This is a genomic window from Streptomyces sp. NPDC005878 (genome assembly GCF_040629815.1).
Classification (GTDB): domain Bacteria; phylum Actinomycetota; class Actinomycetes; order Streptomycetales; family Streptomycetaceae; genus Streptomyces.
On sequence record NZ_JBEXWK010000015.1, the window covers coordinates 163,404 to 189,629 of the forward strand.

Below are 26,226 nucleotides of genomic sequence, written 5' to 3' on the forward strand. Positions count from 1 at the left end.
CGTACTTCCGATTGTCCCCCAGCTGACGCTGGGAGGTGCCCCCGGGCTGGGGGTCCCGCCACCGCGACCGCGACTGGGCCGCGCGACAGCACGGACACGAACGCGCCAAAGGTCGAGTCTAACGGGGTGGGTGCGTGCGGATGCGCCCGTGGGCGGCCCGGCGGTCCCTACTGGAGGTAGGCCGGGGCGCCGACGGGCAGGATAAAGCGGAACTCGGCGCCGCCGCCGGAGCCGCGGCCCACCGCGATGGTGCCGCCGTGGGCCTCCACGATGCCCTTGACGATGTAGAGCCCGAGGCCGGTGCCACCGCGTTTGCTGCCCCGCCAGAAGCGGGTGAAGACGCGGCCCATCGACTCCTCGGGGATGCCGGGGCCTTCGTCGCTCACGGTGACGGCCGTTCCCTTCTCGTCGTGCTCGTCGATACGGACGGGCGCGGGTGCCACCTCGATGGTGACGGTTCCCTCGCCGTGGCGCACCGCGTTTTCCAGCAGGTTGCCCAGGACCTGGTCGATCTTGTCGGGATCGGCCCACAGATCGGGCAGCGGACGCTGGATGCGCACCAGGAAGCGGTCGGGGACCTGGCCGGAGGCCACATGGGCCTGGATGTGCCGGCCGACGGCGGCCGCTATGTCCACGGGCTGGCGGCGCACCTCCAGCCGGCCGGAGTCGATCCGGGAGATGTCGAGAAGCTCGGCGATCAGCCGGGTGACGCGGTTGGCGTCGGCGTCGACGGTCTCCAGCATCAGCCGCTTCTGGTCGTCGGTGAACCGCTCCCACTTCGCGAGCAGCGTCGCGGTGAACCCCTTGACGGAGGTCAGCGGCGAGCGCAGCTCATGGGCCACGGTGGCGATCAGCTCGGCGTGCGAGCGCTCGGTGCGTCTGCGCGCCTCGGTCGAGCGCAGGCTCACCACCACCTGGCGCACCGGGCCGGTGGGGTGCTCGCGCACGTACCGCGCGGAGACGAGCACCTCGCGGCCGCCGGGCAGCAGCAGGTTGCGCTCGGGCTGGCCGACGCGGATGGCGAGTCCGCCGTACGGATCGGTCAGCTGCCACCAGCGGCGGCCCTTGAGGTCCTCCAGCGGCAGCGCGCGCTCCAGCTCCAGGCCGAGCGCGTCGCGCGGGGAGACCGCGGTGATCCGGGCGGCGGCCGTGTTGAAGCAGACGACCCGGCCCTTCTCGTCGGCGACGACGAGACCGTCGGGCAGGTCCTCGGGGTCTATCCCCGGGGCTCCTTGGGCAGCAGGGCGTACCAGGGCGTTCTCGCCGATGGTCCTCACGCCGACAGCCATCCCCGTATCCCACCTCTCCGAAGCACACAGTGGGCGCCCGAGCCCGTCACACTACTAGCTGGAGGTGACGGTGCGGACCCCCTCAGCGAGGAGTGCGGGTGCGCTGGGCCCGCGCCGAGGCGTACAGGCACACCGCGGCGGCGGTCGCCAGGTTGAGGCTCTCGGCCCGGCCGTGGATCGGGACGCGCACCACGGCGTCCGCGAGCGCGCGGGTCTCCTCGGGCAGGCCCCAGGCCTCGTTGCCGAAGATCCAGGCGGTGGGGCCGCCCATGGTGCCCGCGTCGAGCTCGTCGTCGAGGTCGTCCTCGCCCGCGCCGTCGGCGGCGAGGATGCGCACACCGGCGTCCCGCAGCCCGCGTACGGCCTGCTCCACGGGTACGCCGACGGCGACCGGCAGATGGAAGAGCGAACCGACCGAGGCGCGGACCGACTTGGGGTTGTACAGGTCCACGGAGGCGTCGGTGAGGACGACCGCGTCGGCGCCGGCGGCGTCCGCGCAGCGCAGTACGGTGCCGGCGTTGCCGGGGTCGCGGACGTGCGCGAGGACGGCGACGAGCTTGGGGCGCGCGGCGAGGATGTCCTCGAAGGGCGAGTCCAGGAAGCGGCAGACACCGACCAGGCCCTGCGGGGTGACGGTCTGGGAGACCTCGGCGAGCACCTCGTCGTCGGCGTAGTGCACCCGGGCCCCGGCGTCGCGGGCGGCGGCCACGATGTCCGCGTACCGCTCGGCCGCCTCGACGGTGGTGAACAGCTCGGTCAGCGTCGCCTCACCGCCGCTGCGGTGCTCCACGGCCTCCCGCACGGCCTGCGGTCCCTCGGCGATGAACCGCCGCTCCTTCCCCCGGAAGTTACGCCGCGCGAGCCGCTTGGCGGCGGCGACACGGGGGGAGCGGGGGGAGATCAGCTCGGGCGTGGGCATCTGGTCGCGGGGTTCTCTCTACGAGGGGGCGGGGGCCTGGGCCCGGTCTTTGTCTGCGGGTGGTGGGTGGTTGCTCGCGCAGTTCCCCGCGCCCCTGGGATGCGCCCCTGCGGCGCGCCCAGGGGATTGCCGCGCAGGGGCATTCAAGGGGCGCGGGGAACTGCGCGACCAGCCACAGACCGCCTGCGGACGAACAGGGGTCCGGGTCTCAACGCACCGGACCCGCAGGCCGATGGCCTGCGGGTCCGGTCCGGCTCAACGAGCCGTCAGGCGCTTACGCGGCCTTCGGGGCGTTGACGTCGCTCGGAAGCGCCTTCTGCGCGACCTCGACGAGCGCGGCGAACGCGTTGGCGTCGTTGACCGCGAGCTCGGCCAGGATCTTGCGGTCCACCTCGATGTTGGCGGCCTTCAGACCCTGGATGAGGCGGTTGTACGTCATGCCGTTCTGGCGGGCAGCGGCGTTGATGCGCTGGATCCACAGCTGACGGAAGTCGCCCTTGCGCTTCTTGCGGTCGTTGTAGTTGTAGACCAGCGAGTGGGTGACCTGCTCCTTGGCCTTGCGGTACAGGCGCGAACGCTGACCGCGGTAGCCGGAGGCCGCCTCGAGGATCGCCCGGCGCTTCTTGTGGGCGTTGACTGCCCGCTTGACGCGTGCCACTTGTTAACTCCTTGTAGCGGGGCCGTGGTCGGTGATCACACGGCCCGAATTCGAATAGGTCCCGGTCTTGACGTTCCGCCCCCGGTCACCGGGGGCGGAGAAACGTCACTTGCCGAGAAGCTTCTTGATCTTCTTGGCGTCGCCCGGGGCCATCTCGGCGTTGCCGGTGAGGCGACGCGTCAGCTTGGACGACTTGTGCTCGAGCAGGTGGCGCTTGCCGGCACGCTCACGGAGCACCTTGCCGGAGCCGGTGATCTTGAAGCGCTTGCTGGCACCGCTGTGCGACTTGTTCTTCGGCATAGCGCCGTTATCTCCTCGTCAGTGGCGCTCCCAGCCGGTCCGGAGACCGGCGCGCGGGAGCGTCATGTGTATCGGTAGTCCTGGGCGGGCTGCCCGGGATCAGGCCTCGGCGGGTTCCTCGGCCGGCGCCTCGGCGACGGGCTCCTCGGGGGAGTCCTCGCCGTCGGCCGGGTGGCCCTGGCGCTCCGCCTTGCGGGCGGCCTGCGCCTCGCGGGCTTCGGCCATCGCCTCGGTCTTCTTCTTGTGCGGACCGAGCACCATGATCATGTTTCGGCCGTCCTGCTTCGGACTCGACTCGACGAAGCCGAGGTCCTGGACGTCCTCCGCGAGACGCTGCAGCAGTCGGTAGCCGAGCTCCGGCCGGGACTGCTCGCGACCACGGAACATGATCGTGATCTTGACCTTGTCGCCCTGCTTGAGGAACCGGACGACGTGACCCTTCTTGGTGTCATAGTCGTGCGGGTCGATCTTCGGCCGGAGCTTCATCTCCTTGATGACCGTGTGCGCCTGGTTCTTGCGCGCCTCACGGGCCTTCATGGCCGACTCGTACTTGAACTTCCCGTAGTCCATGAGCTTGCACACGGGCGGACGGGCGGTCGCCGCGACCTCGACCAGGTCCAGGTCGTACTCCTGTGCGAGCTCCAGGGCCTTGGCAAGCGGAACAATCCCGACCTGCTCGCCGCTGGGACCGACCAGACGCACTTCGGGAACGCGAATCCGGTCGTTGATGCGGGGCTCGGCGCTGATGGATCCTCCTCGGTAGCACCACACGCCTGCCTGGCAGACAAGCGCGTACTTTCACTCGGGACCAACCATCTCGGCACATGAAAAATGCCCCGGACGGGACACAGGCGGGGCTCCATGAACTACCGGAGCACCGCCGCGGTCAACCGCGGGGCGCACATCGGACGGCTCCATCGTCCGTACGGAACGATGGCTACCGTCTGACCGGATGACCCGCCGCCCCGGAGGGTGGTCGGGTGGGAGATCGGAGCCTCCACTTGTGGGCCGGGCACATGGGAGTGCCTGGCCGGTCGTTACACCAGGTTAGCAGGACACCGGCACAGGGGCCAATCGTGCGCACACCGCCGCAGCGCCTATCGTGTGGGGCATGAGTGAGACCTCCCCCCAGTCCCCCGAGACCACCGACTTCGACACCATGACCCGCGACATCGCCGAGGTCCCGGCCGTCGAGGTGATCGTCACGGTCGCCGTGAACCTGATGAGCGCCGCCGCGGTGAAGCTCGGCCTGACGGAGGAGGGCGACGAGCACAAGGACCTGGACGAGGCCCGCAAGCTCGTGCACGCGCTGGCCGGTCTGCTGGACGCCAGCACCACCGAGATCAGCTCCTTCCACGCCGCCCCGCTGCGCGACGGCCTGAAGTCGCTCCAGCTCGCCTTCCGCGAGGCCTCGCTCGTCCCGGACGAGCCGGGCCAGGGCCCGGGCGAGAAGTACACGGGCCCGGTCTACGGCTAGTCCCCGGCCCCTCACGTCCGTACGGAAGGGAGCGTCCCCGGAGAACCGGGGGCGCTCCTTTTGTGTGCGGGCGACGCTCAGCGCGTGAACAGCGGCTCGTTGGGCTGCGGGGCGGCGGCCGGGAGCAGGGCGAGGTCGAGGCCGCGCACCAGGCGGGCGCGGAGCACCTCGTCGGCGGCGAGCAGCCCGGCGACCCGGCGCGCGGCGTCCGCGGGCGCCGCGTCCTCGGCGAGGACCAGGGCGAGCGTGCCGTCGGCGGTGCCGGGGCCGAGGTGGGCGCGGAGCACGGCGGGCTCGGCGGCGACGGCCGTGCGCACGGCCTCGACGACCGCCGGGTCGTCGAGCGGGTCCGCGCTGGTGCGCCCCTCCGCCAGGGCGAGCAGCGCGCCGCCCGTCAGTTCGTACGCCACGGGTCCCGCCAGGTCGAGCACGACCGTGTCGGCGCGCTCGTGGGCGGCGGCCTGGAGCGCCTGGTGCAGGGGGACGGCGACGGGCCTGGCCTCGGGGTCCCACAGCGCCAGCGAGGCGAGCGAGGTGAAGGCGGGCAGCGCCTTGCGGTCGCCGGCGGTGAGCGTGGGCACCGCCATGTCGCTGGTCTTCTCGCGGCGCAGGCCGTTCTCGTCCGTCTCCACCTCACCGAGCACGGCGACGACGGGGACGAGCAGCCGGGCGCCCTTGAGCGCGGCCAGCACGCGCGAGCGGGCCGCCGCGCTGTCCCTGTCCTGAGCCCAGGCCGCGAGCGCCGCCGCGAGTTCGGGGTCGGCGGTGCCGTCGTCGTCGGAGAAACCGGGGTCCGGGATGTTCTTGAGCGCCACGGCACGAGCCTAACCGGGGCCCGCCGCCGCCTCGGCACCAGGCCGGGGCCGGTTCAGGTCCGGGCGGTCGTGCGGCTGCCGCGCCACAGGGTGAAGGACGCGGCGAGCAGCAGGGCCCCGGCGGCGGCCGCGAGGGCGGCGAGCCAGTCGGCGCGGTGGCCGCTCTTCTTCTCCTTGTCGGGGCCGGTGCCGAAGTAGGCGCGGGCGCGGCCGGGCGCCGTGTTCGCGCGCGCCTCCGGCCGGAGGCGCGCCGCCCCAGCGAGGGCCGCGGCCGGGTCGACGCTGCCGTAGCCGCGGGCGTCGTCGCGGCCGCCCCGGGGCGCGTTGCGGGCGGTGTCCGTGAGGAGCGTCTTGATCTGGGCCGGGGAGAGGCCGGGGTGGGCCGAGCGGACCAGGGCGACGGCGCCGGAGACGAAGGCGGAGGCCGCGCTGGTGCCCCAGCCCTCGTAGTACTTGCGGTCCGGATCCGCTATCACCACGTCCACGCCGGGGGCGGAGACGGTGGCGTACCAGCGGCGGGTGGAGAAGGCGGCGTGCGTGCCGTAGCGGTCGACGGCGGCGACGGCGATGACGCCCGGGTAGGCGGCCGGGTAGGAGACGTGGTCGCCCTGCTCGCCGCCGTTGCCCGCGGAGGCGACGACGACGGAGCCCCGGGAGAGGGCGTACTGGACGGCGGCGTCCTCGGAGGGCTCGGGGTGCGCGGAGGCGCTGTCGTCGCCGAGGGAGAGGTTGATGACGTCGGCGCCGTGGTCGGCGGCCCAGCGGATACCCTCGGCGAGCGCGCCGCCGCGTGACTCGCGCGCCTTCTTGCGCGCCGGGTCGGTGGACTCCAGGATCACCCGGACCGGCAGGACCTTGGCCTCGGGGGCGATGCCGAGGACGCCGTCCCCGCGGCCGGGTCCGTGTCCGTGGCCCGCGATGATCCCGGCCATGGCGGTGCCGTGCCGGGCCCAGTCGCGGCTGCCGCGGCCGGCCCCGAAGCCGACGAGGTCCTTGCCGGGGAGGACCTGCCCCGCGAGGTCGGGGTGGGTGGCGTCGACGCCGGTGTCGAGCACGGCGACGGTGATGCCCTTGCCCTTGGTGGTCCGCCACGCCTGCGGGGTGTGCATGGCGGCCAGCTCCCACTGGCGGTCCCGGATGACGTCCGCGTGGGCGGGGGCGGCGGGCAGCAGGAGCGCGAGGCAGGCGCCGGCGGCGAGGGCGGCGGCGCGGTACCGGTGGGGGGTGGCCCGGGGCGTGATCATGACGGCTTCTTCGTTCCGGTGGCGGCGGTTCTGCGCAGGGCCCGTTCCACCCGGTCCGCGATGCCTTTGGCGTCGTAGGTGAGCCCCGCCTCGACGGGCGCGTCCGTCGTCCCCTCGTCCAGGGCGCGGTCGGCGGGCTGGGGGTCGGTGACGGTACGGGCGTCCGCGAAGCCGGTGACGGAGTAGACGACGACGGGGGCGTCGGTCAGGACGCGTACGGTCCAGCTCGCCCGCTGCCGGTCCCCGAAGCGGGCGGCGGGGGTGCCCTCGACGGCGTACGGGCGCGGCATCAGGTCGTCGCGGTCGCCCAGGGACTCGTCGCCGAACCGGGCGCGCAGCGCCGCCATCGCGTCGGGTCCGGCCTCGGTGAAGAGGAGCCCGACGGTGGTGACGGCGCTGGAGGTGGCGTCGGTGTACGTGGCCCGCAGCAGGCGGACGCAGCCGACCGGCTGGAGCGCCTTGAGCAGCAGGGGGTCGAGGGCGCCGGCGCAGCCGGAGTCGGGTGCGACCCCGATACGGGTCCACACGCGGTCGGCGCCGCCGGGGCCCGCGCCGCTCCCGGTCAGCGTCGGCGGGAAGAGAGTGTCCACGGGGGTGGAGTGCCACATCTCGCGGGCGGCGGTGTAGCCGCCCCGGGCGTCCGCTCCCCCGGCTTCCCCGCTCAGCCAGCTCCCGGCGGCGGCGCCACCGAGCAGCCCGACGCCCAGGACCAGGCAGACGGCCGCGGCGACGACCCGCCCCCGGCGCCGCCCGCGCACCGGGGCGTCGGCCGCGGGTATGGACGGCGCGGGGTGCGGAGGGGCGGCGGGGAACGGCGGCAGCGGGGCCCGGGGCCCGGGGACGGCGGGCGCGACCGGGTGGGGCGAGGGGGCCGGCCCGGCGGACGGGGGCGGCGTCGGCGGGGCCGGGGGGCGGGTCGGAGCGGGGTGCGGCGGGAAGGGCGGGCGCGTGGGCTGCGGGGAGGTGCGCGCCGCAGGGCGCGCGGGATCGGGCGCCGGGGACCGCGCGGGTATCCGGGGCCGGGGCGCCAGGCCTGTGTCGAGCAGGTCGATGGCCGAGCGCGGCGTCTCACCGGCGCGGGGGGCGCCTTCCTGGGCGGGGGCCGCCTCACGGGGCGCGGACATGGCACCGGACGCGGGGACCCGGCGCTGGGGGTGCGCGGACACCGCCGGTGCGTGCGGAACGTCCGCGCCGGGCTCCTGACCCGGATCCCCCTCCTCGGGGTGGGGCGCCGGTGCCGGGGAGCGTTGTGCGTCCGTGGTCAATGGCCCCCCTCGTACCCGTCGTGCCCGCGCTGCGGATCGGCTTGGCCGGCTGGGCCGTTCGTCGCCGCGTGGGCGCTACTTTACGGGCTGGGGCGCGGGAGCAGGGATGCGGTCCGCGCTCGGGGGATCTGCACCGACTCGTCCCCCTACCCCCGGGTAGGCCGTTCTGGCAGGCTCTGCCCATGACTCCCCGCGCAGCGGACCGGGCCCGGTACGACCGGGCCACCGCCCATCTCGACGCCCCCCTCGCACTCGTGGACCTGGAGGCGTTCGACGCCAACGCCGACGATCTGGTCCGCCGCGCGCAGGGCAAACCGATCCGGGTCGCCAGCAAGTCCGTACGCTGCCGGGCGCTGCTCGAACGGGTGCTGGCCCGGGACGGGTTCGCCGGGATCATGTCGTTCACGCTGGCGGAGTCGATCTGGCTGGCCCGGGCCGGGTTCGAGGACGTGCTGCTCGCGTATCCGTCGGCCGACCGGGACCGGTTCGCGGAGCTGGCCGCCGATCCCAAGCTCGCCGCGGCCGTCACGGTGATGGTCGACGATCCGGCCCAGCTCGACCTCATCGACCGGGCGCGGGACGGGGACGGCGCGCCCGTCCGGGTCTGTCTGGAGCTGGACACCTCGCTCCAGCTGTTCGGGGGGCGCGTGCGCGTCGGCGCCCGCCGCTCCCCGCTGCGCGAGCCCGCCCAACTGGCCGAGCTCGCCCGTGCCGTCGCCCGCCGCCCGGGCTTCCGGCTCGTCGGGCTGATGGCGTACGAGGGCCATGTCGCCGGGGTCGGGGACGCCGTCGCGGGGCGGCCGGTGCGCTCGCGCGCGATCCGGCTGATGCAGGCCGCCGCGCGCAGGGAGCTGGCGGCGCGCCGGGCCGAGGTGGTGCGGGCGGTGCGGGCCGTGGCGCCGGACCTGGAGTTCGTCAACGGCGGCGGGACGGGCAGCGTGCAGCACACCGCGGCCGAGGACGCGGTCACCGAGATCGCCGCCGGGTCGGGGCTGTACGTGCCCCGGCTCTTCGACAACTACACCTCGTTCACGGGGCGTCCGGCCGCGCTGTTCGCCCAGCCCGTGGTGCGCCGGCCGGGCGTGGGCGTGGTCACCGTGCTCGGCGGCGGCTACCCCGCCTCCGGGGCGGCGGGCGTGGACCGGCTGCCCGTCCCGTACCTGCCCGAGGGGCTGCGCTACGACCCGCAGGAGGGCGCCGGGGAGGTGCAGACGCCGCTGCTCGGCTCGGCCGCCGACGATCTGCTGATCGGGGACAAGGTGTGGTTCCGGCACGCCAAGGCCGGTGAACTGTGCGAGCGGTTCGACGAGTTGGTGCTGGTGGAGGGCGACCGGGTCACCGCGACCGTCCCCACCTACCGGGGCGAGGGGCGCACGTTCCTGTGAGGTCCCGGCGCCACCGGCTCACGGCGCCGGTGGCGCCACGCTGCTGCCCACCCCGCCGTTCTCCCGGCCGCCCAGGACCCGGATCCCGGCCGTGATCCGGTCCAGCACGGCGAGCGGCGGGGCGCCCGTCCCCGCGTCGACGGCGAACCGGACGAGGATCATCGACTCGCTGCCGACGCTCGACGGGAAGGCCAGCGACTCGACGTACCCGCCGGATCCGGCCCCCGTTCGCACGCTCCAGCGCACCAGGTATCCCGTGCGCCCGGCGACCACCACGGAGGCGGAGCGTGCCTCGCGGTGCGAGACGAGCCCGCCGTAGCGCTCCCGGTCGAGACCGTCCTTCCCGAAGGCGTCCTCGGCCGCGTCCGCGATGTCGTGCCGGGCGAGGGCCTCGGCGGTCTTCAGGTCGGTACGGGTGGGCGTGCGGGTGGTGACGGTGGCGTGGTGGCAGAACGCGCCCGGGTCGCCGGGGCAGTCGAAGGTGCCCCGGGTCTGGATGGTGGGCAGGCCGTCGATCTTGGACTGGGCCTTCTCCCAGCCGGGCAGGACCGGCAGGGTGATGCCGTTGAGCTGGTCGACCAGGACGTTCGGGTCGTCGCTGGGCGAGGGCGGCGGCGCGGTGCCCGGCGCCCGGGTGGGGGCCGTCGTGGTGGCGCCGCGGGTCGGCGTGGCCGCCGCCGCCGGTTCCCCGTCGTCGCCACCGTTCAGGACGATCACCCCGGCCACCAGGGCCGTGACGAGCACCGCGGTCACCACGGCGACGACGGCCACCGGGCCCCGGCCGCGCGGCCGGTCCGGGGGCGCCACGGCCCCCAGGGGGACGGTCGGCGCCGGGGGCGGCTCCGCCGAACGGCCGGCCGCCCGGGTGTGCCCGGTCCAGGCGGTGCCGTCCCACCAGCGCTCCAGCAGCGGGGTGCCCGGGTCCGGATACCAGCCGGGCGGCGTCGTCATGCTCATCGGGCCACCCTAAGACCGCGCTCCGGCCGCCGTACACCGCCTCCCGCCGGGCCGCTCCCGGCCGCACGCGGCCGCCTACAGCGGCGTCACGTACGCGCCCGAGATGCCCCCGTCGACCAGGAAGTCGGTCGCGTTGACGAACGAGGAGTCGTCGCTCGCCAGGAACGCCACCGCCGCCGCGATCTCCTCGGCCTCGGCGAACCGGCCGAGCGGGATGTGGACCAGGCGCCGGGCGGCCCGCTCGGGGTCCTTGGCGAACAGCTCCTGGAGGAGCGGGGTGTTGACCGGCCCCGGGCAGAGCGCGTTGACGCGGATGCCCTCGCGGGCGAACTGCACGCCCAGCTCGCGGGACATCGCCAGGACGCCGCCCTTGGAGGCGGTGTAGGAAATCTGCGAGGTCGCGGCTCCCATCCGGGCCACGAAGGACGCGGTGTTGATGATCGAGCCCCGGCGCTGCTCGCGCATGTACGGGATGGCTGCCTTGCAGCACAGGTACACCGAGGTGAGGTTGACCTCCTGGACGCGCTTCCAGGCCTCCAGGCCGGTCTCCAGGATGGAGTCGTCGTCGGGGGGCGAGATCCCGGCGTTGTTGAAGGCGATGTCGACGCTGCCGTAGGTGTCGTACGCGGCCTTGAAGAGCGCGTCCACCTGCTCGGCGTCGGTGACGTCGACGCGGACGGCGAGGCCGCCGACCTCGTCGGCGGCCTTTTTGGCGGCCGCCTCGTCGATGTCGCCGCAGACCACGTGGGCGCCCTCGGAGGCGAGCCGGCGCGCGGCCGCGAGGCCGATGCCGCTGCCGGCTCCGGTGATGACGGCGGTGCGGCCGACCAGGCGGCGGCAGAAGGTGTCGTCGGTCATGTGCTCAGGCCTCCGTGCTGATGAAGACGTTCTTGGTCTCGGTGAAGGCGGCCAGCGCGTCCGGGCCGAGCTCGCGGCCGAGTCCGGACTGCTTGTAGCCGCCGAAGGGGGTCCAGTAGCGCACGCTGGAGTGCGAGTTGACGGAGAGGTTGCCGACCGCGACGGCGCCGGACACCCGCAGCGCGCGCCCCACGTCCCGGGTCCAGATCGAGCCGGACAGGCCGTACTCGGTCGCGTTGGCCAGCGCCACGGCGTCGGCCTCGTCATCGAAGGGCAGGACGACGGCGACCGGCCCGAAGACCTCCTCGACCGCCACGGGGGCGTCGGGCGCCACGCCGGTGAGGACGGTGGGCGCGAACCAGAAGCCGGGGCCCTCGGGGGCGGCGCCCCGGATGCCCGGCAGGTCGTCGGGGACGTAGGCGCGCACCCGCTCCAGCTGGGTCCGCGAGATCAGCGGGCCCATCTGGGTCTTCTCGTCGGCCGGGTCGCCGACCACGACGGACTCGATGCCGGGGGCGAGCAGTTCCAGGAAGCGGTCGTAGACCGGGCGCTGGACGAGGACGCGGGTGCGGGCGCAGCAGTCCTGGCCGCTGTTGTCGAGGAAGGACATGGGGGCGGCGAGCGCGGCGGCCTCGACGTCGGCGTCGGCGAAGACGATGTTGGCGCTCTTGCCGCCGAGTTCGAGCGTGACCCGCTTCACCCGCTGGGCGCACTTGGCCATGATCTGCTTGCCGACGCGGGTGGAACCGGTGAACACGATCTTGGCCACGCCGGGGTGCTCGACCAGCGCGTTCCCGGCGACGGCGCCCGCGCCCGGCAGCACCTGGAAGAGGTGTTCGGGCAGCCCCGCCGCGAGGGCGAGTTCGGCCAGCCGCAGGGCGGTGAGCGGGGTGGCCTCGGCGGGTTTGAGGATGACCGCGTTGCCGGCCGCGAGCGCGGGGGCGGTGCCCCAGGCGGCGATCGGCATCGGGAAGTTCCAGGGCGCGATGACGCCGACGACTCCCAGCGGTTCGAGCAGGGTGAGGTCGATGCCGCCCGCGACCGGGATCTGCCGGCCGGTCAGACGCTCCACTCCCCCGGCCGCGTAGTCGAGCAGATCGCGGACGTTGCCGGCCTCCCAGCGGGCGTTGCCGACGGTGTGCCCGGCCTCGCGGACCTCCAGCCGGGCGAGTTCCTCCAGGTGTCCGTCGACGGTGGCGGCGAAGCGGCGCAGCAGCCGGGCGCGGTCGGCGGGGGCGAGCGCCGCCCACTTCTCCTGCGCCCGCGCGGCCCGCGCGACAGCCGCGTCCACGTCCCGCGCGGTGGCGGCGGGGACGGTCGCGACGACCTCCTCGGTCGCCGGGTTGAGCACCTGGTGCTCGTACGGGCCGGCCGGGTCCGTCGGGCCGGCCGGGGCGTTCGGGTCGTACGCGTCGGACACTGCGGGCCTCACAGGCGTTCGAAGGAGCGGCGGAGCTCCCAGTCGGTCACCGCGGCGTCGAAGGCGTCCAGCTCGACGCGCGCCATGTTGCGGTAGTGCGCGACCACCTCGTCCCCGAAGGCGGCCTTGGCGATGGGGCTGTTCTCCCACAGCTCGGCGGCCTCGCGCAGGGTGGTCGGGACGTGCTCGTAGTCGCCGGTGTAGGCGTTGCCCGTGCAGGCGTCGGGCAGTTCCAGCTCGTGCTCGACGCCGTACAGGCCCGCCGCGACCAGTCCGGCGACCGCGAGGTGGGGGTTGACGTCGCCGCCGGGCAGCCGGTTCTCGAACCGCAAGGAGGGGCCGTGGCCGACCACCCGCAGCGCGCAGGTGCGGTTGTCGTGGCCCCAGGCGACGGCTGTGGGCGCGAAGGAGCCGGGCTGGAAGCGCTTGTAGGAGTTGATGTTCGGCGCGTACAGCAGGGAGAAGTCCCGCAGGGCGGCGAGCTGGCCCGCCAGGAAGTGGCGCATCAGCTCGGACATGCCGCCGGGGCCGTCGCCCCGCATGACGTTGCGGCCGTCCTCGTCGGTGAGCGAGAGGTGGATGTGGCAGGAGTTGCCCTCGCGCTCGTTGTACTTCGCCATGAAGGTGAGCGAGACGCCTTCCTGGGAGGCGATCTCCTTGGCGCCGGTCTTGTAGACGGCGTGCTGGTCGCAGGTGACCAGGGCCTCGTCGTAGCGGAAGACGATCTCGTGCTGGCCGGGGTTGCACTCGCCCTTGGCGGACTCCACGGTCAGGCCCGCCGCCGCCATCTCGTTGCGGATGCGGCGCAGCAGCGGCTCGATCCGGCCCGTGCCGAGCACCGAGTAGTCGATGTTGTACTGGTTGGCCGGGGTGAGGTGGCGGTAGTCGGCGTCCCACGCCTGCTCGTAGCTGTCGCGGAAGACGATGAACTCCAGCTCGGTGCCGACCTGGGCGCTCAGGCCCAGCGCGGCGAGCCGGTCGAGCTGGCGGCGCAGGATCTGGCGCGGGGCGGCGACGACGGGTGAGCCGTCGTTCCAGGCGAGGTCCGCGATCAGCAGCGCGGTGCCCTCGTTCCAGGGCACCCGGCGCAGGGTCGCGAGGTCGGGGTGCATGGCGAAGTCGCCGTATCCCCGCTCCCAGGACGACATCGCGTAGCCGTCGACGGTGTTCATCTCGGTGTCCACGGCGAGGAGGTAGTTGCAGCCCTCGGTGCCGTGGGCGGCCACCTCGTCGAGGAAGAACCGTGCGGCGAACCGCTTGCCCTGGAGCCGCCCTTGCATATCGGGGAAGGCCAGGACCACAGTGTCGATCTCGCCGCTCTCGACGAGGGCGCGCAGCGCCTCGATGCCGAGCGGGGGTGTGCGGTCTGCCACGGGAAAAGCCTCCTTCGGTCAGCCGGGAGCCATAAGGTATTGCCGAGAACCATTGCTTGGGAAGGGGGTGCGGCCAGATGTCGCGACCGGATTCCGGGGACCGGCTCGACGCGGTGCTGCGGCCGGTACGGGCCGGCAACGGCTTCGAGGAGGCGCTGGAGCAGATCCTCCAGGTCGTCCGCCTCGGCCTGGTGCCCGGCGGGGAGCGGCTGCCGTCGGAGCGGGAGCTGGCCGAGCGGCTCGGCATCAGCCGGGTGACCCTGCGCGAGGTCCTGAAGGTGCTGACCGACCAGGGCCTGGTGGAGGCCCGGCGCGGCCGCTACGGCGGAACGTTCGTGCTGCCCAGGGCCGCGACGCCCGGCGAGGACGAGCTCCGGCGCCGGGTGGCCGGGGTCGACGTGGAGGACGCGCTGCGCTTCCGCGAGGTGCTGGAGGTGGGCGCGGCCGGGCTGTGCGCGGCACACGGCCTCACCGACGCGCAGGCGGAGCGGCTGCGCGAGGCGCTGGCCCGCACGCACGACGCGCCGCTCACCGACTACCGGCGCCAGGACACGCTGCTGCACCTGACCCTCGCCGAGCTCTGCGGTTCCCCGAGCCTGACGGCGCGGTACGCGGCGGTCCGCGCGACCGTGAACGACCTGCTGGACTGCATCCCGCTGCTCGTACGGAACCTGGAGCACTCCCAGCGCCAGCACACCGCGCTGGTCGAGGCGGTGCTCGACGGGGACGCGGACGGGGCGCGCGAGATGATGCGGGAGCACTGCGGGGGCACCGCGGCGCTGTTGCGGGGGTTCCTCACGTGAGCCTTCGCCCGCGGGCCGCGGTGGCTCGCTCGCGCCCACGCGGCGGAGCCGCATGGTGTCGCCGCCCCGCGCCCCTGTAGGGCGTCCGGGACCGCGGCGCCCCGCCACACCCACTCGGACGCGCACCCGTTTACTCCGACGTAACGCAAGGGGCTTGCTTTCCGGCCGGGTTCCCCGCAAAGGTATGCCCCCAGTCCATTGACCCCGTCCCCCGTCGGGAGCCGCGTCATGACCATGGAGTCCACGGAATCCGCCGAGCCCCCCGCCGCCGCACCGGCGGACGACTACCTGGAGCGCCGCACCCTGCGCCGCGGCAGCGCCGGCTGGCTGCTGCTGACCGGTCTCGGCGTCGCCTACGTCGTCTCCGGCGACTACTCCGGCTGGAACTTCGGCCTCGCGGAGGGCGGCTTCGGCGGCCTCGCGATCGCCATGGCCCTGATGGGTCTGATGTACGTCTGCATGGTCTTCTCGCTCGCCGAGCTCTCCTCCGTCCTGCCCACGGCGGGCGGCGGTTACGGCTTCGCGCGGCGCGCGCTCGGCCCCTGGGGCGGCTTCCTCACCGGCACGGCCATCCTCATCGAGTACGTCCTGGCCCCCGCCGCCATCTCCCTCTTCATCGGCGACTACGTCGAGTCCCTGGGGCTGTTCGGCCTCACCTCCGGCTGGCCGGTCTACCTCGCCTGCTTCGTCGTCTTCATCGGCATCCACCTGTGGGGCGTGGGCGAGGCGCTGCGGTTCAGCTTCGTGGTGACGGGCGTGGCGGTGGCGGCCCTGCTCGTCTTCGCGGTCGGCGCGCTCCTCGACTTCGACGCCTCCCGCCTCGACGACATCCCCGTCCACCACGACGCGTTCGGCGCGAACTCCTGGCTGCCGATGGGCGTGATGGGCATCTGGGCGGCGTTCCCGTTCGGCATGTGGTTCTTCCTCGGAGTGGAGGGCGTACCGCTGGCCGCCGAGGAGACCCGCGACCCGGCCCGTACGCTGCCGAAGGCGATCCGCTGGTCCATGGCCGTCCTGGTGGTCCTGGCCCTGCTCACCTTCGTCGCCTCGGCGGGCGCGCGCGGCTCGGCCGCCATCCAGGACGCGGGCAACCCGCTGGTGGAGGCGCTCCAGCCGGACGGGAAGGCCACGGCGCTGAGCCGGATCGTCAACTACGCGGGTCTGGCGGGCCTGGTGGCGTCGTTCTTCTCCCTCATCTACGCGGGCTCGCGCCAGCTGTTCGCCCTGTCCCGGGCCGGCTATCTGCCCCGCTTCCTCTCCCTGACCAGCCGTCGCAGGGCGCCCTACCTCGGCCTGCTGGTGCCCGGCGCGATCGCCTTCTCGCTGGCGGCGGCGACCGGGGACGGGGCGAGGATGCTGAACGCCGCGGTCTTCGGGGCCACCGTCTCGTACGCACTGATGTCGCTGTCCCACATCGTGCTGCGCCGCCGCGAACCGGCCCTGGAGCGGCCGTACCGTACGCCGGGAGGAGCCCTGACCTCCTCGGTCGCGCTGGTCCTGGCGTGCGCGGCGCTGGTGGCCACGTTCCTGGTGGACGTGGTGGCGGCGCTGATCGCGCTCGGGGTGTACGCGGTCGCCATCGGGTACTTCGGCCTCTACAGCCGCAGGCACCTGGTGGCACGGGCCCCCGAGGAGGAGTTCGCGGCCCTGGCGGCGGCGGAGGCCGAGCTGGAGCGCGGATGAGTGCCGAACGGCGGCAGGAAAGGCAGGACACGGTGGGACGGCCACTGATCGGGGTCAGCACGTATCTGGAGGAGTCGGTGCGCTGGGGGGTGTGGCACTGGCCGGCCGCCGTGCTGCCCGCCGCCTATCCGCGCCTGGTCAGGGCCGCCGGCGGGCTCACGGCGATGCTGCCGCCGGACGACCCGGAGTCGGCCGCCGAGGTGGTGGCCCGGCTCGACGGGGTCGTCGTGGCGGGCGGCCCGGACGTGGAGCCGCTCCGGTACGGGGCCGCCCGCGACGCCAGGACCGGCCCGCCCGCCCCGGAGCGGGACGCCTGGGAGAGCGCCCTGATCGAGGCCGCGCTGGCGTCCGGGACACCGCTGCTCGGCATCTGCCGGGGCATGCAGCTCCTCAACGTGGCGCTCGGCGGCACCCTCGTGCAGCACCTGGACGGGCACACCGGCGGACCCGGAGTCGTTGGGCGCCACACCGTGCGCCCGGTGCCGGGCACGCGTTACGCGGCCGTCGAGCCGGACGAGGCGTCCGTGCCGACGTACCACCACCAGGCCGTGGACCGGCTCGCGGACCCGCTGGTGGTGTCGGCGTACGCCGAGGACGGGACCGTCGAGGCGGTCGAACTGCCGGGCGCGGCCTGGGTCCTCGGCGTCCAGTGGCACCCGGAGCTGGGCGAGGACACCAAGGTGATGGAGGCGCTGGTGACGGCGGCGCGGACGCGCACGACCGTGATGGCCTACTGAACCGCGCCCGCCGAATCGGGCCTACCGAACCGAATCGGGCCTACCGAACCGCGCCTACTGAATCGGGGCCACCGAACTGAATCGCGCCTACCAAACCCCGCCTACTGAACTGCGGCTACCGGACCGCCTTCACTGAACCGAGCCGGGCCCCGACCGCGTCAGTGACAGCAGGTCGCGGGCGGGGCCCGTGGGGCGGTGGGCGGTGCGCCAGACCGCCCGCAGGTCACGGCGGAGCCGCAGCCCCTCCAGGGGGATCCGGACCAGGCGGCGGGCCGCCAGCTCCTCCCCCAGGGCGAGTTCGCTCAGGACCGAGGGTCCCGCGCCGCTCACCACCGCCGCCTTCACGGCCGTGGTGGAGGCGAGTTCGAGGAGCGGCCGGGCCACCCCGCCCAGGTCCGCGAGGGCCGCGTCCAGGACCTGCCGGGTGCCCGAGCCCTCCTCGCGCAGGATGAGCGGGGTCGCGGCCAGTTCGGCCGCGCCCAGCGGGACCCGGCGCCGGGCCCAGGGGTGGGCGGGGGCGGTGACCACCACCAGGCGGTCGTGCCCGATCACGGCCCCGTCGAGCCCGGCCGGCACGGCCAGGCCCTCCACGAACCCGAGGTCCGCCTCGTCGGCCAGCAGCCGTTCGGCCACGAACGCCGAGTTCCCGGCGAGCAGCGAGACGGCCGTGCCGGGGCGGCCGCCGCGCAGCGCGATCAGCCAGCCCGGCAGCAGGTACTCGGCGATGGTCATGCTGGCGGCGACCCGCAGCCGCGAGTCGCGCCGCCCGCGCAGCGCCTGGGCGCCCGCGTCGAACGCCTCGGCCGCCTCCACCACCCGCCGGGCCCAGTCCGTCACCAGCGCGCCCTCGGCGGTCAGCCGGGAGCCGCGCGGTGAGCGGTCGACGAGGGCGACGCCGAGCTGGCGCTCCATCGAGCGGATGCGGCTGCTCGCGGCGGGCTGGGTGATCCCCAGATCGCGGGCGGCGCGCCCGAGGCTGCCGTGCCGCGCGACCGCGATCAGCAGCTCCAGCGCGCCCAGGTCGGGCACCCGGCGGGAGAGCGGACCGGCGTCCTCCGCGCTGCTCATACTCATAACCCCAGCTTATGTCCCCATAGGGGGACCGGGTCTGGTGGCCCCCGCGCACCCCCGCGAAGGTGGACACATGGTCACCCTCGCCCAGCCCCGCCCCCCGGCGCTCACCCCGCGCCACGCGTCCCTGCGCCACCTCGGCCCGAACTGGTACGCCGTGGTCATGGGCACCGCGATCGTCGCGGGCGCGGGCGCCGGGCTGCCGTTCCGGGTGCCCGGCCTCCCCCTGGTGTGGGCCCTGTCCCTGGCCCTGCTCGCCGTCCTCGTCGCGGCCCGCGCCGCCCACTGGCGCCACCACCGCGACCAGGCCCGCGCCCATCTCCTGGACCCGGCCGTCGCCCCCTTCCACGGCTGTACGTCGATGGCGTTCCTGGCCGTCGGCATCGGCGCCCTGACCGTCGGCAAGGACCTGATCGGGGAGGGCGCCGCGGTCGCGCTGGCCTGGGCGCTGTACGCGATCGGCACGGCCACCGGCCTCGCCGTCGCCGTGGGCGTCCCGTACCTGATGGTGGTGCGCCACCGGATCGCCCCCGGCACCGCCTCCCCCGTCTGGCTGCTGCCCGTGGTGGCCCCCATGGTCTCCGCGACCCTGGGCGCGCTGCTCGTCCCCCACCTCCCGGCCGGCCAGCCCCGCGAGGCGCTGCTGTACGGCTCGTACGCGCTGTTCGGGATGAGCCTGCTGGCCGTCCTGGTCCTGCTGCCGGTGGTCTTCGCCCGGCTTCTCCACGAGGGCCCGCTGCCTCTGGTCCTGACCCCGGCGCTGTTCCTGGTGCTCGGGCCCCTCGGCCAGTCGACCACGGCCGTCAACAAGCTCGCCGACGTGGCCCCCGGCGCGGTCGGCGCGCCCTACGCGGGCGCCCTGAACGCCTTCGCCGTCGTCTACGGGGTGCCCGTGACGGGCTTCGCCCTGATGTGGCTCGCCCTGGCGGCGGCGATGGTGGTGCGCGCGGCCCGCTCCGGGATGACCTTCGCGATGACGTGGTGGGCGTTCACCTTCCCCGTCGGCACCTGCGTCACCGGCGCCCAGGGGCTCGCCCACCGCACCGGCCTGACCGCGTTCACCTGGCTCGCCTGCGGCCTGTACGCGCTGCTGGTCGCCGCGTGGCTGGCGGCGGGCGCCCACACGGTCCGCGGCCTGCTCAGCGGCCGACTGCTCGCAGCGCCCCGCTGAGCGCGCCCGGCGCCGCCGCGAGGGAGGGGCCGTACCAGGTGAGCAGGCGGCCGTCGACCAGGGCGGCCGGGAGGGCGGGGAACGCCTCCGGGCCGTCGTCGGCGGTGAAGCGGTAGGGCTCGTCGGGGAGCACCACCAGGTCCGCCCCGGCGGCCCGCAGCTCCTCCACGGGGACGCGCGGATACCGGTCGGCGTGCTCCGCGTACGCGTTGCGCACCCCGAGCCGCGCCAGCAGGTCACCGGCGAAGGTGTCGCGGCCCAGCACCATCCAGGGACGCCGCCACACCGGCACCACGGCGGTCACCGGCTCGGGCGGGGGAACCACCCGCTGCCAGGCCTCGCGCGCCTCGTCGAGCCAGCGCGGCCGGGGCAGCCCGCAGGCGTCCACCAGGACCCGGTGCAGCTCCGCGAACGCCTGGTCCAGGTCGCGGACCTCGGTGACCAGGACCTCCAGGCCCGCCGCGCGCAAGGCGTCCAGGTCGGGCCGCCGGTTCTCCTCCTCGTTGGCGATCACCAGGTCGGGGCGGAGCGCCGCGATCGCGTCCGTGTCGGGGTTCTTGGTGCCGCCGATACGGGCGGCGGTGAGGCCGGGCGGGTGGGTGCACCAGTCGGTGGCGCCGACCACCAGGCCCGGGGCCGTGGCCTCGACCGCCTCGGTGAGCGAGGGCACCAGCGAGACCACCCGGGGACCGGCGGGCGGCACCATCAGTGCCGGGTCTCCTCGATCGCCTCGATGTGGTCGGCGACAGCCACGAGCAGGATCCGGGTGCCGGGCACGGCCGCGCGCCAGCGGTGGCGGACCCCGCCGGACAGGCACAGGGTGTCGCCGCGCTCCAGCCGGTAGGCCCGCCCCTCCGCCTCGACCTCGACGGCGCCGTCGGCCACGTACATCAGCTCGTCGTTGCGGTGCTGGAACTCGCGCGCGGTGTCGTGCTCGCCGGTGAACTCCATCGCGTGCAGCTGGTGGTGGCCGCGCAGGAGCTGGCGGACCCCGTTGCCGTCCCCGTCGTCGGCGCGGGCGACCTCGACCGTACGCGCGGTGTCGGCGGCGTCGTACAGCTCGGGCACGGTCGTGCCCAGGGCGTCGGCCACGCGCGCCAGCGAGCGGGCGCTGGGGCGGGCGCGCTCGTTCTCGATCTGGCTCAGGAAGGGCACCGAGAGGCCGCTGCGCTGCGCGACCGCGGCGAGCGTCATCCCGAGCTCGCGCCGCAGCCGCCGCACCGCGACTCCCACCCGAAGAGTTTCCTTGTCGTCCATCTCTCCGGCTCCCTCCCCGTCACCTGGTCCACGTCCACTCCGGCCGCCGCACTGTCTGCACCCTACGCAGCTTCGGCGCCCCGGGGCACCATCACACGGAAGAAGAGTGCGGGTACGGCGTGCCGGGCCCGCCCGCGCGCAGTGGGGCCCCGCCGGTGTCCGGCGGGGCCCCACTGGGTGCGCGGACGGCCGAAACCCCTCGCCCGTCCGCCGGTCCGTGCGGCGCCGGCTACGAGCCGACCGGGGTCCACCTGTCCGCGAGGCCGGGGTTGTCGTCCAGCCAGGCGCGGACCGCCTCCTGCTCCTTGCCCTTGCCGGTCGACTGGATCTTCGCTTCGAGACCGGTGAGCTGCTTCTCGGTCATCTTGAAGGCCTTCAGCCAGGCGCCGACCTTCGGGTTGTCGCCCGCGAAGCCCTTGCGGGCCAGGGTGTGCACCCCGTCGCCCTTGCCCCAGCTGCCCTGGGGGTCCTTGAGCTTCTTCAGGTCGTAGGTGCTGTACGCCCAGTGCGGCGACCAGAGCGTCACCGCGATCGGCTCCTTCTTGGCGTACGCGCGCTTGAGCTCGGCCAGCATGGAGGGCGTCGAGCCGTCGACGACCTTGTACTCGCCGTCCAGGCCGTACTGCTTGAGGACCTTGTCCTTGAGCAGGCCCATCATCCCGGCGCTCGGCTCGATGCCGATGATCCTGCCCTTGAACTGCCCGGACTTGCCCTTGAGGTCCTCCAGCGAGTCGATGCCCTTCATATAGGAGGGCACGCTCAGCTCCAGCGAGGTCGGGCCGTACCAGGCGCCCAGGTCCTCCAGCTTGTCGTGGTACTTCTGCCAGTACGTGGCGTGGGTGACCGGGAGCCAGGAGTCGGTCTCGAAGTCGATCTGGCCGCCGGCCATACCGGTGTAGAGCGCGCCCGCCTCGTACTGCTTGGTGTCGACCTTGTAGCCGCGCCGCTCCAGGAGTTCCTTCCAGAGGAAGGTGGAGGCGATGCCCTCGTCCCAGGGGATGTAGCCGAGCGAGACCTTCTTGCCCTTGCCGACGTTCTCGGCGCCCGAGGCGGTGGCGGTGGTCGAGGAGCCGAACATGCCCATGCCGCCGGCCACCAGCGCGAGGACGACCACGCCGACGGCCGCGACGGCGGGCCGCGGGCGGTGGTTCCACACCGTGGCGCCGGAGGACTTGGCGCGAGCCAGCGCCCGGCGGCCCACCGGCGAGACCTGGCGGCCCAGCGCGCCGGTCATCCGGTCGAGGTACATGGCGAGGATCACGATGGAGATGCCCGCCTCGAAGCCGAGGCCGATGTCGACGTTGCCGATGGCGCGGTAGACCGCGCCGCCGAGGCCGCCGCCGCCGACCATGCCCGCGATGACGACCATGGAAAGGCCCAGCATGATGACCTGGTTGACGCCCGCCATGATGGTGGGCAGCGCCAGCGGGAGCTGGACCCGGAGCAGGGTGTTGCGCGGGGTGGTGCCGAACGCCTCGGCCGCCTCGACGAGTTCGGGGTCGACTTGGCGGATGCCGAGCTCCGTCATCCGCACGCCCGGGGGCAGCGAGAAGACGATGGTGGCGATGATGCCGGGGACCACGCCGACGCCGAAGAAGATGATGCCGGGGATCAGATAGACCATGGCGGGCATGGTCTGCATGAAGTCCAGGACGGGGCGGCTGATCGCGCTCACGGCCTTGGACCGGGACGACCAGATGCCGAGCGGCACCGCGAGGACCAGCGTGACGACGGTCGCCACGAGGACCAGCGACAGCGTCGACATGGCCTCGTCCCACAGCTCGATCGAGTCGACCAGCGCGAACCCGCCGAAGGCGAGCACACCGGCGACCAGACCGCGCAGCCACCACGCGACGACGGCGAGGATGCCCGCGAAGAGCAGCGGGTGCGGGGCGGACAGGACGGCGTCGATGCCGTCGTACATGCCGTTGACGACCTTGGTGATGGCGTCGAACAGCCAGGAGAGGTGGCTCTGGAGGAAGGTGACGGCGCTGTCCACCCACTCGCCGAGGGGAAGCCTAGGCATGGGCCACCTCCTGGGCCGAGCAGGCGACCGGCCCGCGCTGGTCGTCCCCGAGGAAGGCGATCAGCCGCTCCTGCGGGACGACGCCGAGGAGCGAACCGTCACCGTCCTTGACGGCCACGGGGTGCGGTACGCGCGCGGCGACGGCGCACAGGTCCGCGACGCTGGTGTCGGCGGTGACGGTCTCGCAGTCGCAGTCCCCGGCGTCGGGGCGGTGCGGCTCGGTCATCACGGACAGGGCGGTGAGCACCCGCGAGCGGTCGACGTCCTGGATGAAGGAGGCGACGTAGTCGTTGGCCGGGGTGAGGAGGATGTCCTCGGCGCTGCCGAGCTGGACGATCCGCCCGTCGCGCATGACGGCGATGGAGTCGCCGAGCCGCATGGCCTCGTTGAGGTCGTGGGTGATGAACACGATGGTCTTCTTCAGGCGCTTCTGCAGGACCAGGAGCTGGTCCTGCATGTCGCGCCGGATCAGCGGGTCGAGCGCGCTGAAAGACTCGTCCATGAGGAGCAGGTCGGCGTCGGTGGCGAGCGCGCGGGCCAGGCCCACGCGCTGCTGCATGCCGCCGGAGAGCTCGTCGGGCCAGGAGTCACCCCAGCCCGCGAGGCCGGTGAGCTCCAGGGCCTCGGCGGCGCGCTTCTCGCGCTCGGCGCGCGGCACGCCCTGGACCTCCAGGCCGTACGCGGCGTTCTCCAGGACACTGCGGTGCGGGAAGAGCGCGAAGTGCTGGAACACCATGCTGATCTTGGTGGAGCGGACGGCGCGGAGCTCGCGCGGGCTCAGACCGGTCAGGTCCTGCCCGTCGTAGAGCACCCGGCCCGAGGTGGGCTCCAGGAGCCCGTTGAGCATCCGCAGCAGCGTGGACTTCCCGGACCCGGAGAGCCCCATGACGACGAAGATCTGGCCGGGCTCGACCGTGAACGACGCGTCGATGACCGCCGCGGTCGTCCCGTCGGCCCGCAGTTCGTCACGGTCGGCTCCGGCCCGGAGCCTGCGCACCGCGTCGTCGGGTCGTCGCCCGAACACCTTGTAGAGCTGCTCGGCTTGCAGCGTGGACACATCTACCTCACGGATAGGACGGAGAACGGCCCGCCTCCCCCGCCGGCGGGCCGTGGAGCGGCGCGGAATCGGTCCGTCGCCCTGTGCATGCGGTGCCGTATTCGTGGTAACCGATACGAGGGTCCGCTCCGGCGCCGCACCTTCCCACCCTTAACCGGAGCAAACGGAAAGGTGACCCACCTCACTGGGCTGCCCGGAGACTGTCAGTGCGGTGCGGCATCATCGGGGTGTGACGCGACGCCTGATGCTCCTCGACACCGCTTCCCTGTACTTCCGCGCCTATTTCGGGGTCCCCGACACGGTCCGGGCCCCGGACGGCACCCCGGTCAACGCCGTGCGCGGCCTGCTCGACTTCATCACGCGCCTGGTCCAGGACCACCATCCGGACGACCTGGTGGCCTGCATGGACGCGGACTGGCGCCCCCAGTGGCGGGTGGAGCTGATCCCGTCGTACAAGGCGCACCGCGTGGCGGTGGAGGCACCCGACGGCGTCCCGGACGAGGAGGAGGTCCCGGACACGCTGGCCCCGCAGGTCCCGGTGATCGAGGCCGTGCTTGACGCGCTGGGCATCGCCCGGGTCGGCGTCGCCGGGTTCGAGGCGGACGACGTGATCGGCACCCTCGCCGCGGCGGCGCCCGGCCCGGTGGACATCGTCACCGGCGACCGCGACCTGTTCCAGCTGGTCGACGACAAGCGCGGGGTGCGGGTCCTCTACCCGCGCAAGGGCGTGGGCGACTGCGACGTGGTGGACGAGGACCTGATCCGTACGAAGTACGGGGTCCGGGCCGATCAGTACGCGGACTTCGCGGCCCTGCGCGGCGACGCCAGCGACGGGCTGCCGGGCGTCAAGGGCATCGGCGAGAAGACGGCCGCCCAGCTGATCACGGAGTACGGCGACCTGGCGGGGGTGCGCGCGGCGGCCGTGGACCGCACCTCCCGCCTCACCCCCGCCAAGCGCCGGGGCATCGTCGAGGCCGCCGCCTATCTGGACGTGGCGCCGAAGGTGGTCCGGGTGGCGCTCGACGTGCCGCTGCCCGCGTTCGACGCGGCGCTTCCCGGTGAGGCGCGGCACCCGGAGACGGTGGACGAGCTGGCACGCGCCTGGGGGCTGGGGGGCTCGCTGACGCGGCTGCTCACGACGCTGGGGCGCTGAGCGCGAGGGGGCCGCTGAGGGGATGGGCCCAGCGGACCGGGGTGCTAACTTAGGTAAACCTAAGAAGACCAGACGGTTCAGCGTGCCGGCCGGGCGGGCCGGCACACATCAGGGGAGAACGCTGTGGCAGAACGACCGGCCCGCAAGGGTCCCCGGGCCCACGAGACGCGTGTGGTCCGCATCGAGTGGATCACCGAGCACATGGTCCGGCTGGTCCTGGGGGGCGCGGCGGCGAGCGGCTTCTCCCTCGACGGGTACACCGACCACTATGTGAAGCTGCTCTTCCCGGCGCCCGGGGTGGCCTACCCCGAGCCGTTCGACCTGGAGCGGGTGCGCGCCGAGCTGCCGCGCGACCAGTGGCCGAGCAACCGGACGTACACGGTCCGCGCCTGGGACGCCGAGCGGGACGAGCTGAGCATCGACTTCGTGGTCCACGGCGACGAGGGCCTGGCCGGTCCCTGGGCCGCCCGTGCCCAGGTCGGCGACGTCCTCCGCTTCTCCGGCCCCGGCGGCGGGTACGCCCCGGACCCGGCCGCCGGCTGGCACCTCCTGGCGGGCGACGAGAGCGCCCTCCCGGCGATCGCCGCGGCCCTGGAGGCGATGCCCGAGGGCGCGCTCGTCCACGCCTTCGTGGAGGTCCCCGGCCCGGCGGACGAGCAGAAGATCCTCGCGCCCGAAGGGGGCGAGGTGACGTGGCTGCACCGCGGCGGCGCCCCCGTGGGCGAGCCGCTGATCTCGGCGGTACGGGAGCTGGCCTTCCCCGAGGGCGAGGTCCACGCGTTCGTCCACGGCGAGGCGGGCTTCGTGAAGGAGCTGCGCCGCCATCTGCGCCTGGAGCGCGGAATCCCCCGCGAGCGCCTCTCGATCTCCGGGTACTGGCGCCTGGGCCAGAGCGACGAGGCCTGGCGGGCGGTCAAGCGGGAGTGGAACGAGCAGGTGGAGCGAGAGCAGGAGTCCGCCTGACGAGGGGGGAAGGGGCGAAGCCCCTCCCCCTCGACCCCCTCCCCCCCCGGGCCCCTCCCCTGGGCTGCGCCCCGGCCCTGGTGGGTTGGGGGGGTCGGTGGTCGGGTTGCGCCCCGGCCTTCGTGCGTAGGGGGATCGGTGGTCGGGCGCACCCCGGGCCCCGTGCGTAGGGGGCCGGGCCGCGCCTCCGGCGCTCGTGCGTGACGGGGGACGGTGGTCGGGCTGCACCTCCGGCCCGGATTTCTCTGCGGACCGTGCTGGGTCGCTCGCGCAGTTCCCCGCGCCCCCGGGCACCTAGGGGCGCGGGCCACCTGGCGCGGGCTCACCCGCCGGTCGCGCGCTCCG

The 26,226-nt window shown here is 73.9% G+C and carries 25 protein-coding genes; 8 read left to right on the top strand and 17 right to left on the bottom strand.

What is annotated here, in order from left to right:
- Positions 1-167: 167 nt before the first annotated feature.
- The 5 genes from ABZ404_RS22540 to infC all read right to left on the bottom strand — a co-directional run bounded on the left by ABZ404_RS22540 (position 168) and on the right by infC (position 3,937).
- A complete protein-coding gene (locus tag ABZ404_RS22540; RefSeq protein ID WP_358835220.1) occupies positions 168-1,289 on the bottom strand; it encodes an ATP-binding protein in 1,122 nt (373 codons plus the stop codon).
- An 82-nt stretch (positions 1,290-1,371) separates the two neighbouring features.
- A complete protein-coding gene (locus ABZ404_RS22545) occupies positions 1,372-2,208 on the bottom strand; it encodes an RNA methyltransferase (protein WP_358835219.1) in 837 nt (278 codons plus the stop codon).
- Positions 2,209-2,482: 274 nt separating this feature from the next.
- Positions 2,483-2,866, bottom strand: a complete 384-nt coding sequence (rplT, locus tag ABZ404_RS22550; RefSeq protein ID WP_003970214.1) for a 50S ribosomal protein L20 — start codon at positions 2,864-2,866, stop codon at positions 2,483-2,485.
- Positions 2,867-2,971: 105 nt separating this feature from the next.
- Positions 2,972-3,166 (bottom strand): 50S ribosomal protein L35, encoded by a 195-nt coding sequence (rpmI, locus tag ABZ404_RS22555; RefSeq protein ID WP_030754426.1) that lies wholly within the window; start codon positions 3,164-3,166, stop codon positions 2,972-2,974.
- Between the two features lie 99 nt (positions 3,167-3,265).
- Positions 3,266-3,937 carry a translation initiation factor IF-3 gene (gene infC / locus ABZ404_RS22560; protein WP_358837797.1) on the bottom strand — a complete coding sequence of 224 codons (672 nt, stop codon included), beginning with the start codon at positions 3,935-3,937 and terminating at the stop codon, positions 3,266-3,268.
- A 340-nt stretch (positions 3,938-4,277) separates the two neighbouring features.
- Between infC and ABZ404_RS22565 the strand changes: the two genes are divergently transcribed.
- The gene (locus ABZ404_RS22565; RefSeq protein WP_358837796.1) at positions 4,278-4,643 is read left to right on the top strand and encodes a DUF1844 domain-containing protein; all 366 of its coding nucleotides are present in this window, start codon (positions 4,278-4,280) and stop codon (positions 4,641-4,643) included.
- A 77-nt stretch (positions 4,644-4,720) separates the two neighbouring features.
- Here the strand turns inward: ABZ404_RS22565 and ABZ404_RS22570 are convergent, their stop codons facing one another.
- The 3 genes from ABZ404_RS22570 to ABZ404_RS22580 are packed head-to-tail and all read right to left on the bottom strand — an operon-like array spanning position 4,721 to position 7,826.
- Positions 4,721-5,458 carry an SseB family protein gene (locus ABZ404_RS22570; RefSeq protein WP_358990728.1) on the bottom strand — a complete coding sequence of 246 codons (738 nt, stop codon included), beginning with the start codon at positions 5,456-5,458 and terminating at the stop codon, positions 4,721-4,723.
- Between the two features lie 53 nt (positions 5,459-5,511).
- Complete coding sequence (gene mycP / locus ABZ404_RS22575; RefSeq protein WP_358837758.1) at positions 5,512-6,702, bottom strand: type VII secretion-associated serine protease mycosin; 1,191 nt, start codon at positions 6,700-6,702, stop codon at positions 5,512-5,514.
- Complete coding sequence (locus ABZ404_RS22580) at positions 6,699-7,826, bottom strand: hypothetical protein (RefSeq protein WP_358990731.1); 1,128 nt, start codon at positions 7,824-7,826, stop codon at positions 6,699-6,701. Before ABZ404_RS22580 ends, mycP begins: the two co-directional genes overlap by 4 nt.
- 323 nt (positions 7,827-8,149) lie before the next feature.
- On the opposite strand from ABZ404_RS22580, the gene ABZ404_RS22585 reads away from it, so the two are divergent.
- Positions 8,150-9,352 (top strand): amino acid deaminase/aldolase, encoded by a 1,203-nt coding sequence (locus ABZ404_RS22585; RefSeq protein ID WP_358990733.1) that lies wholly within the window; start codon positions 8,150-8,152, stop codon positions 9,350-9,352.
- Positions 9,353-9,370: 18 nt separating this feature from the next.
- Here the strand turns inward: ABZ404_RS22585 and ABZ404_RS22590 are convergent, their stop codons facing one another.
- From ABZ404_RS22590 to ABZ404_RS22605, 4 genes are all read right to left on the bottom strand, one after another.
- On the bottom strand, positions 9,371-10,309 hold the full coding sequence (locus ABZ404_RS22590) for a DUF2510 domain-containing protein (protein ID WP_358990736.1): 939 nt from the start codon (positions 10,307-10,309) through the stop codon (positions 9,371-9,373).
- A gap of 75 nt (positions 10,310-10,384) precedes the next feature.
- On the bottom strand, positions 10,385-11,167 hold the full coding sequence (locus tag ABZ404_RS22595; RefSeq protein ID WP_358837073.1) for a 3-oxoacyl-ACP reductase: 783 nt from the start codon (positions 11,165-11,167) through the stop codon (positions 10,385-10,387).
- A gap of 4 nt (positions 11,168-11,171) precedes the next feature.
- Positions 11,172-12,518: an aldehyde dehydrogenase family protein gene (locus tag ABZ404_RS22600; RefSeq protein WP_358837079.1), complete on the bottom strand. Its 1,347-nt coding sequence runs from the start codon at positions 12,516-12,518 to the stop codon at positions 11,172-11,174.
- A gap of 77 nt (positions 12,519-12,595) precedes the next feature.
- Complete coding sequence (locus ABZ404_RS22605) at positions 12,596-13,960, bottom strand: glutamine synthetase family protein (protein ID WP_358837074.1); 1,365 nt, start codon at positions 13,958-13,960, stop codon at positions 12,596-12,598.
- Positions 13,961-14,037: 77 nt separating this feature from the next.
- Between ABZ404_RS22605 and ABZ404_RS22610 the strand changes: the two genes are divergently transcribed.
- From ABZ404_RS22610 to ABZ404_RS22620, 3 genes are all read left to right on the top strand, one after another.
- Positions 14,038-14,763 carry an FCD domain-containing protein gene (locus ABZ404_RS22610; RefSeq protein ID WP_358837075.1) on the top strand — a complete coding sequence of 242 codons (726 nt, stop codon included), beginning with the start codon at positions 14,038-14,040 and terminating at the stop codon, positions 14,761-14,763.
- A gap of 228 nt (positions 14,764-14,991) precedes the next feature.
- Complete coding sequence (eat, locus tag ABZ404_RS22615; protein ID WP_358837076.1) at positions 14,992-16,446, top strand: ethanolamine permease; 1,455 nt, start codon at positions 14,992-14,994, stop codon at positions 16,444-16,446.
- The gene (locus ABZ404_RS22620) at positions 16,443-17,183 is read left to right on the top strand and encodes a gamma-glutamyl-gamma-aminobutyrate hydrolase family protein (RefSeq protein WP_358990739.1); all 741 of its coding nucleotides are present in this window, start codon (positions 16,443-16,445) and stop codon (positions 17,181-17,183) included. The genes eat and ABZ404_RS22620 overlap by 4 nt, the downstream gene beginning before the upstream one ends.
- Positions 17,184-17,312: 129 nt before the next feature.
- Here the strand turns inward: ABZ404_RS22620 and ABZ404_RS22625 are convergent, their stop codons facing one another.
- Positions 17,313-18,257, bottom strand: a complete 945-nt coding sequence (locus ABZ404_RS22625; RefSeq protein WP_358837498.1) for a LysR family transcriptional regulator — start codon at positions 18,255-18,257, stop codon at positions 17,313-17,315.
- Positions 18,258-18,327: 70 nt separating this feature from the next.
- Between ABZ404_RS22625 and ABZ404_RS22630 the strand changes: the two genes are divergently transcribed.
- Complete coding sequence (locus ABZ404_RS22630; RefSeq protein ID WP_358837497.1) at positions 18,328-19,425, top strand: TDT family transporter; 1,098 nt, start codon at positions 18,328-18,330, stop codon at positions 19,423-19,425.
- On the opposite strand, the gene ABZ404_RS22635 is transcribed toward ABZ404_RS22630, so the two are convergent.
- From ABZ404_RS22635 to ABZ404_RS22650, 4 genes are all read right to left on the bottom strand, one after another.
- Positions 19,394-20,131: a helical backbone metal receptor gene (locus tag ABZ404_RS22635; RefSeq protein ID WP_358837496.1), complete on the bottom strand. Its 738-nt coding sequence runs from the start codon at positions 20,129-20,131 to the stop codon at positions 19,394-19,396. The two genes, ABZ404_RS22630 and ABZ404_RS22635, sit on opposite strands and share 32 nt — an antisense overlap.
- Entirely contained in the window at positions 20,131-20,682 is a 552-nt protein-coding gene (locus tag ABZ404_RS22640; protein ID WP_358837495.1) for a helix-turn-helix domain-containing protein, read from the bottom strand. The genes ABZ404_RS22635 and ABZ404_RS22640 overlap by 1 nt, the downstream gene beginning before the upstream one ends.
- Before the next feature lie 229 nt (positions 20,683-20,911).
- Positions 20,912-22,708: an ABC transporter permease/substrate binding protein gene (locus ABZ404_RS22645; protein ID WP_358837294.1), complete on the bottom strand. Its 1,797-nt coding sequence runs from the start codon at positions 22,706-22,708 to the stop codon at positions 20,912-20,914.
- Positions 22,701-23,765: a betaine/proline/choline family ABC transporter ATP-binding protein gene (locus ABZ404_RS22650; protein WP_358837295.1), complete on the bottom strand. Its 1,065-nt coding sequence runs from the start codon at positions 23,763-23,765 to the stop codon at positions 22,701-22,703. The genes ABZ404_RS22645 and ABZ404_RS22650 overlap by 8 nt, the downstream gene beginning before the upstream one ends.
- A gap of 244 nt (positions 23,766-24,009) precedes the next feature.
- On the opposite strand from ABZ404_RS22650, the gene ABZ404_RS22655 reads away from it, so the two are divergent.
- Both ABZ404_RS22655 and ABZ404_RS22660 read left to right on the top strand, forming a co-directional pair.
- On the top strand, positions 24,010-24,918 hold the full coding sequence (locus ABZ404_RS22655; RefSeq protein ID WP_358837297.1) for a 5'-3' exonuclease: 909 nt from the start codon (positions 24,010-24,012) through the stop codon (positions 24,916-24,918).
- Positions 24,919-25,041: 123 nt separating this feature from the next.
- The gene (locus tag ABZ404_RS22660) at positions 25,042-25,881 is read left to right on the top strand and encodes a siderophore-interacting protein (RefSeq protein ID WP_358837296.1); all 840 of its coding nucleotides are present in this window, start codon (positions 25,042-25,044) and stop codon (positions 25,879-25,881) included.
- Positions 25,882-26,226: the final 345 nt, after the last annotated feature.